The organism is Streptomyces sp. NPDC002265, assembly GCF_040296125.1.
Taxonomy (GTDB): domain Bacteria; phylum Actinomycetota; class Actinomycetes; order Streptomycetales; family Streptomycetaceae; genus Streptomyces.
The window spans coordinates 1-4,870 of record NZ_JBEOWS010000511.1 but is presented as its reverse complement, the minus strand read 5'-3'; the positions used below and the strand labels follow the sequence as shown (position 1 = coordinate 4,870).

Below are 4,870 nucleotides of genomic sequence, written 5' to 3'. Positions count from 1 at the left end.
GAGCCCGGCGGTTCACCGCCGGGCTCCGGCCTCGGACGCCGCCCGCTGCCGGGCGGCTACTGCTACTGCTACTGGGCGGCTACTGCTGATGCGCGCCGACCTCGAAGAGCAGCCAGATGAACCCCGCGAGGACGTGTCCCACGGCGATGTAGATGATCAGCCTGATCCAGAGGGCGCGGGGGAACTTCTCCTCGATGTCGCTCATGGCCTCTCTCCGATGACGTTGCCGAGGCACAGGGCGGCCGTCGGGCTTTGCAGCAGGGTGTGTACGAACAGCAGCTCGACCCCGTCGGGGTCCTGAGCGGCGATACGGTGCGGGGTCAGCGAGTCGAAGTGCGCGCTGTCGCCCGGACCGAGCAGATGGGTGGCGTCGGCCAGCCGCAGCCGCATGCGCCCGGTGAGGACGTACAGCCACTCCTCGCCGGGGTGCACGCGGACGATGTCGCCCTGCGAGCCGTACGGGACACGCACCCGCAGGGGCTGCATCCCGCGGCCGGGCGAGCCGGCCTGCCAGTACGTCCAGCCGCCCGCGGCGGTCGGCTCCATGTCACCGGCACGCAGCACGGCGTCCCGGTCGGGGACCGTCTCGCCGAGCAGGTCCGAGACTGTCGTACCGTAGACGCGGGCGAGTGTGAGCAGCATCGGCAGTGAGGGCTGGCGCTGCCCGGTCTCCAGCCGGGAGAGATGGGCGGGCGACAGCCCGGCGGCGCGGGCGGCGGCCTCCAGGGTCAGTGCGGCCCGGCGGCGCAGGGCGCGCAGCCGCGGCGCGACGGCCGGGAGACCTTCGGCGGTCTCCGCCGCCGGTTCCGCGACCGGCTCTGCCGGCGGGCCGAGCGGCGGCTCGGGGGCGGCTTCGGGAAAGCTCATGGGATCCATTGAGCCAGCCAATTGCCTCCCAGGCAAATAACTTGCCTCTCAGGCAAACCGCAGGCCGTGGAGCACCGCCCGGCGACCACCTACGGTCCGTGACCGTGCCGGTACCGGTGCCTGTGCCCGGTGCCCGTGATCAGTCCTGGTGCGCCCGGTCGCGCTTGTCCTCGACATGGACGACGTGGAGTTCGGTGCCGTCGCGGTGGCGCTTGGACCGCCCGAACACCCCTATCGCGATGTCCGACCGTTCGTGCGGTTCGTCGGGGCCGACGTAGGTGAGGACGTCGTTGTGCTGCCCGGTGACGACCCATCCGTCGGCGTCCTTGAGGTCGATCACCCCGAAGTCCCCCGCCGGGGATCCGACGTGCACGGGTCCGAACTCCCGCAGGATCCCGGTGGCCTGGTCCGCGAGGTCTCCCTCCGGGGCGGTGAGCACGACACAGGTGCCGTGCTCGAACAGCACCCACGACTTGCCGGGGTCGGTGAGGAGCCGCTGCCAGATGTCCTTGAGCATCTCGGTGTTCACGGCCGTCATCATGCCGCAGCGCACCGACACCCCGCCCGGACTACCGGTTGGCCACCGCCTGCTTGATCAGTGTCCGGCCGAAGTCCCAGACCAGCCCGCCCCCGTTGTGCGCGTCGTCCATCACCTCGGTGAAGGCGTCGACGAACCGGTCCACCTCCCGCTCCCCGATGACCAGCGGCGGGATCAGCTTGATCACCTCGAGGTGATCGCCGGAGACCTGGGTGAGGATCCGATGCCGCTGGAGCAGCGGGACGACCACCATCTGCGCGAACAGCCCCTTGCGCGCGGCCTGGAGCATGCTCCAGCGGCCGCGCAGCTTGAGCGACTTCGGCCGGCCGAACTCGATGCCGATCATCAGGCCCCGGCCGCGGACGTCGGCGAGCAGCTCGTACTTGCCGGTGAGCGCGGCCAGCCGGGACCGCAGCAGCTCCCCGGTGGCGCGGGCGTTGGCGACGATCTGGTCGTTCTCCATGACCGAGAGCACGGCGAGCCCGGCAGCCATGGCCTGGGCGTTCGACCCGAAGCTCGCCGAATGGACGAGCACCCGGTCCATCGACGAGTAGACCTTCTTGAAGATCCAGTCCCGGCCGAGCGTGGCACCGACCGGCACATAGCCGCCGGACAGCGCCTTGGCCACGCACACCAGGTCCGGTTCGACGCCGTCCTCGTGCTGGTAGGCGTAGAAGTCGCCGGTGCGGCCCAGCCCGGTCTGCACCTCGTCGGCGATGAGCAGCGCCTTGTGCCGGTGCAGCAGTTCCTGGGCGGCGCGCAGATAGCCGGGCGGGGCCTCGTGCACGCCCTTGCCCTGGATCGGCTCGACGACCAGGCCCGCCACGTCGCCCTTCTTCAGCTCCCGGGCCAGCGCGTCGAGGTCGCCGAGCGGGACGGCGGTGTCGGGCAGCAGCGGCGCGAAGCCGTCCCGGAAGCCGGACTCGCCGTTGACGGAGAGGGAGCCGGTGGTCAGGCCGTGGAAGGCGTGGTCGCAGTACAGGATCCGCGGCCTGCCGGTGGCGTAGCGGGCGAACTTCAGCGCGGTCTCGACCGCCTCCGTGCCGCTGTTGCCGAAGAACACCCGGTCCAGGTGCGGGCTGTGCGCGAGGAGCCGCTCGGCCAGCAGCCCGGGCAGCGGCTGGCAGTCGAAGCGGGTGAGGTCGGCGAGAGAGGCGTCGAGGACGTCGTGCAGCGCCTTGCGGACCACGGGGTGGTGGCGGCCCAGGCCCATCACCCCGAACCCGGCGAGCATGTCCAGGTAGTCGTTGCCGTCCGCGTCCCAGAAGTAGGCGCCCTCGGCGCGGGTGTAGACCTTGTCGAAGCCGATGGTGTGCAGCATGCGCGGGAGCTGGTGGTTGAGGTGCTTGGCGTGCAGCTCGTAGCGCTCGGCCCCGCGCTCGGCCAGCAGCGCGGCGAGGTCGAACTCCTCGGTCATCCCTGTTTCTCCTTGACTGCCAGGCTTGCGCTGATCCGTCCGGCGATCTCGACCGGGGTGAGGCCGATGTCGGCGAGCACCTCGCCGCGCTTGGCGTGTGCGAGGAACTGCTCCGGGATGCCGAACCGCCGTACGGGTACGTCGACCTCGGCGTCGCCGAGGGCGAGCGCGACCGCCGCGCCGACCCCGGCCGCGCGGCTGTTGTCCTCGACGACGGCCACCAGCCGGTGTTCCGCGGCCAGGCCCGGCAGCGCCGGATCGACGGGCTTGACCCAGCGGGGATCGACCACGGTGCAGTGGGTCCCGCGCGCCTCGAGGAGCTCGGCGGCCTGGAGGCAGACCGGAGCCATGACGCCGACGGCCACCAGCAGCACCTCGGGCGTGCCCGAGCTGCGGTGCAGGACGTCGAGGCCGCCCACCTGGCCGACGGCCGGGATCTGCGGGCCCACCGACTCCTTGGGGAAGCGCACCAGTGTCGGCGCGTCGTCCACGGCCACGGCCTCGCGCAGTTGGGCGCGGAGCTGGTCGGCGTCGCGCGGCGCGGCGATCCTGAGCCCGGGGACGACCTGGAGGATCGACATGTCCCACATGCCGTTGTGGGAGGCGCCGTCGACACCGGTGACACCGGCCCGGTCGAGCACGAAGGTGACACCGCACCTGTGCAGCGCCACGTCCATCAGTAACTGGTCGAAGGCACGGTTGAGGAAGGTGGCGTAGACGGCCACCACGGGATGCAGTCCGCCGGTGGCGAGACCGGCCGCCGAGACGGCCGCGTGCTGCTCGGCGATGCCGACGTCCCAGACCCGGTCGGGGAAGCGGGCCGCGAACTTGCCGAGGCCCACCGGGTGCAGCATCGCGGCGGTGATCGCCACGACGTCGTCGCGTTCCTCCCCGATCGCGGCCATCTCGTCGCCGAACACCGAGGTCCAGGACGGCCCGCCGGCCGGGGCGAGCGGCGCGCAGGTGAGCGGGTCCATCACGCCGACGGTGTGGAAGTGGTCCTCCTCGTGGGCGAGGGCGGGTTCGTAGCCGCGGCCCTTCTCGGTGAGGCAGTGGACGAGGACCGGCCCGTGGAAGCGCTTGGCGCGGCGCAGCGCGGACTCGACGGCCTTGAGGTCGTGGCCGTCGATCGGCCCGACGTACTTCAGCCCCAGGTCCTCGAACATGCCCTGCGGTGCGAAGGCGTCCTTGAAGCCCTTCTTCGCCCCGTGCAGCGACTCGTACAGCGTGGGCCCGACCACCGGGGTCCGCAGCAGTACGTCCTTGCCCCAGGCCAGGACCTGCTCGTAGCCGTCGGTCGTGCGCAGGGTCGCCAGGTGGTTGGCGAGGCCGCCTATGGTGGGCGCGTAGGAGCGCTCGTTGTCGTTGACGACGATGATCAGCGGCCGGTCCCTGGCGGCCGCGATGTTGTTCAGCGCCTCCCAGGCCATCCCGCCGGTGAGCGCGCCGTCGCCGATGACCGCGACGACATGGCCGCTCTCCCCCTGCACCTGGCGCGCCTTGGCGAGGCCGTCCGCCCAGCCGAGCGCGGTGGAGGCGTGGCTGTTCTCGACGATGTCGTGCTCGGACTCCTCGCGCGAGGGGTAGCCGGACAGGCCGCCCTTGCCGCGCAGCTTGGAGAAGTCCTGACGTCCCGTCAGCAGCTTGTGCACATAGCTCTGATGGCCGGTGTCCCAGACGATGCGGTCGACCGGCGACTCGAAGACCCGGTGGAGCGCGATGGAGAGTTCCACCACCCCCAGGTTGGGCCCGAGGTGTCCGCCGGTCCTGGCCACCGCGTGCACCAGGAAGTCCCTGATCTCCTCGGACAGTTCGCCGAGTTCCGCCTCGGACAGCGCCTTAAGGTCGCGTGGTCCCCGGATGGTCTCCAGAATGGTCACGCTCGGGCCCCCTTCGGTTCGTGCCGTTCACTTCACGGTGACGGCCGGCTCCCCTGCCGCGACGCCGTCCTGTTCCATCTGCTCGGCGAGCTTCATGGCCTCCTCGATCAGGGTCTCCACGATCTTCGACTCGGGCACGGTCTTGATCACCTCGCCCTTGACGAAGAT

5 protein-coding genes and 1 pseudogene are annotated in these 4,870 nt (G+C 71.0%); all 6 read right to left on the bottom strand.

Translation table 11 applies throughout. From position 1 onward, the window contains the following. Positions 1-79: 79 nt before the first annotated feature. A complete protein-coding gene (locus ABT085_RS43710; RefSeq protein WP_351622002.1) occupies positions 80-205 on the bottom strand; it encodes a DUF6126 family protein in 126 nt (41 codons plus the stop codon). After that, complete coding sequence (locus ABT085_RS43705; RefSeq protein ID WP_351621999.1) at positions 202-867, bottom strand: helix-turn-helix domain-containing protein; 666 nt, start codon at positions 865-867, stop codon at positions 202-204. Before ABT085_RS43705 ends, ABT085_RS43710 begins: the two co-directional genes overlap by 4 nt. Positions 868-1,006: 139 nt before the next feature. Next, positions 1,007-1,405 carry a hypothetical protein gene (locus ABT085_RS43700; RefSeq protein WP_351622005.1) on the bottom strand — a complete coding sequence of 133 codons (399 nt, stop codon included), beginning with the start codon at positions 1,403-1,405 and terminating at the stop codon, positions 1,007-1,009. Positions 1,406-1,436: 31 nt separating this feature from the next. Then, positions 1,437-2,822 (bottom strand): aspartate aminotransferase family protein, encoded by a 1,386-nt coding sequence (locus tag ABT085_RS43695; protein ID WP_351621996.1) that lies wholly within the window; start codon positions 2,820-2,822, stop codon positions 1,437-1,439. Then, on the bottom strand, positions 2,819-4,702 hold the full coding sequence (gene dxs, locus ABT085_RS43690) for a 1-deoxy-D-xylulose-5-phosphate synthase (RefSeq protein WP_351621993.1): 1,884 nt from the start codon (positions 4,700-4,702) through the stop codon (positions 2,819-2,821). The genes ABT085_RS43695 and dxs overlap by 4 nt, the downstream gene beginning before the upstream one ends. A gap of 27 nt (positions 4,703-4,729) precedes the next feature. Further along, a pseudogene (locus ABT085_RS43685) lies at positions 4,730-4,870 on the bottom strand (flavodoxin-dependent (E)-4-hydroxy-3-methylbut-2-enyl-diphosphate synthase); the annotation flags it as partial.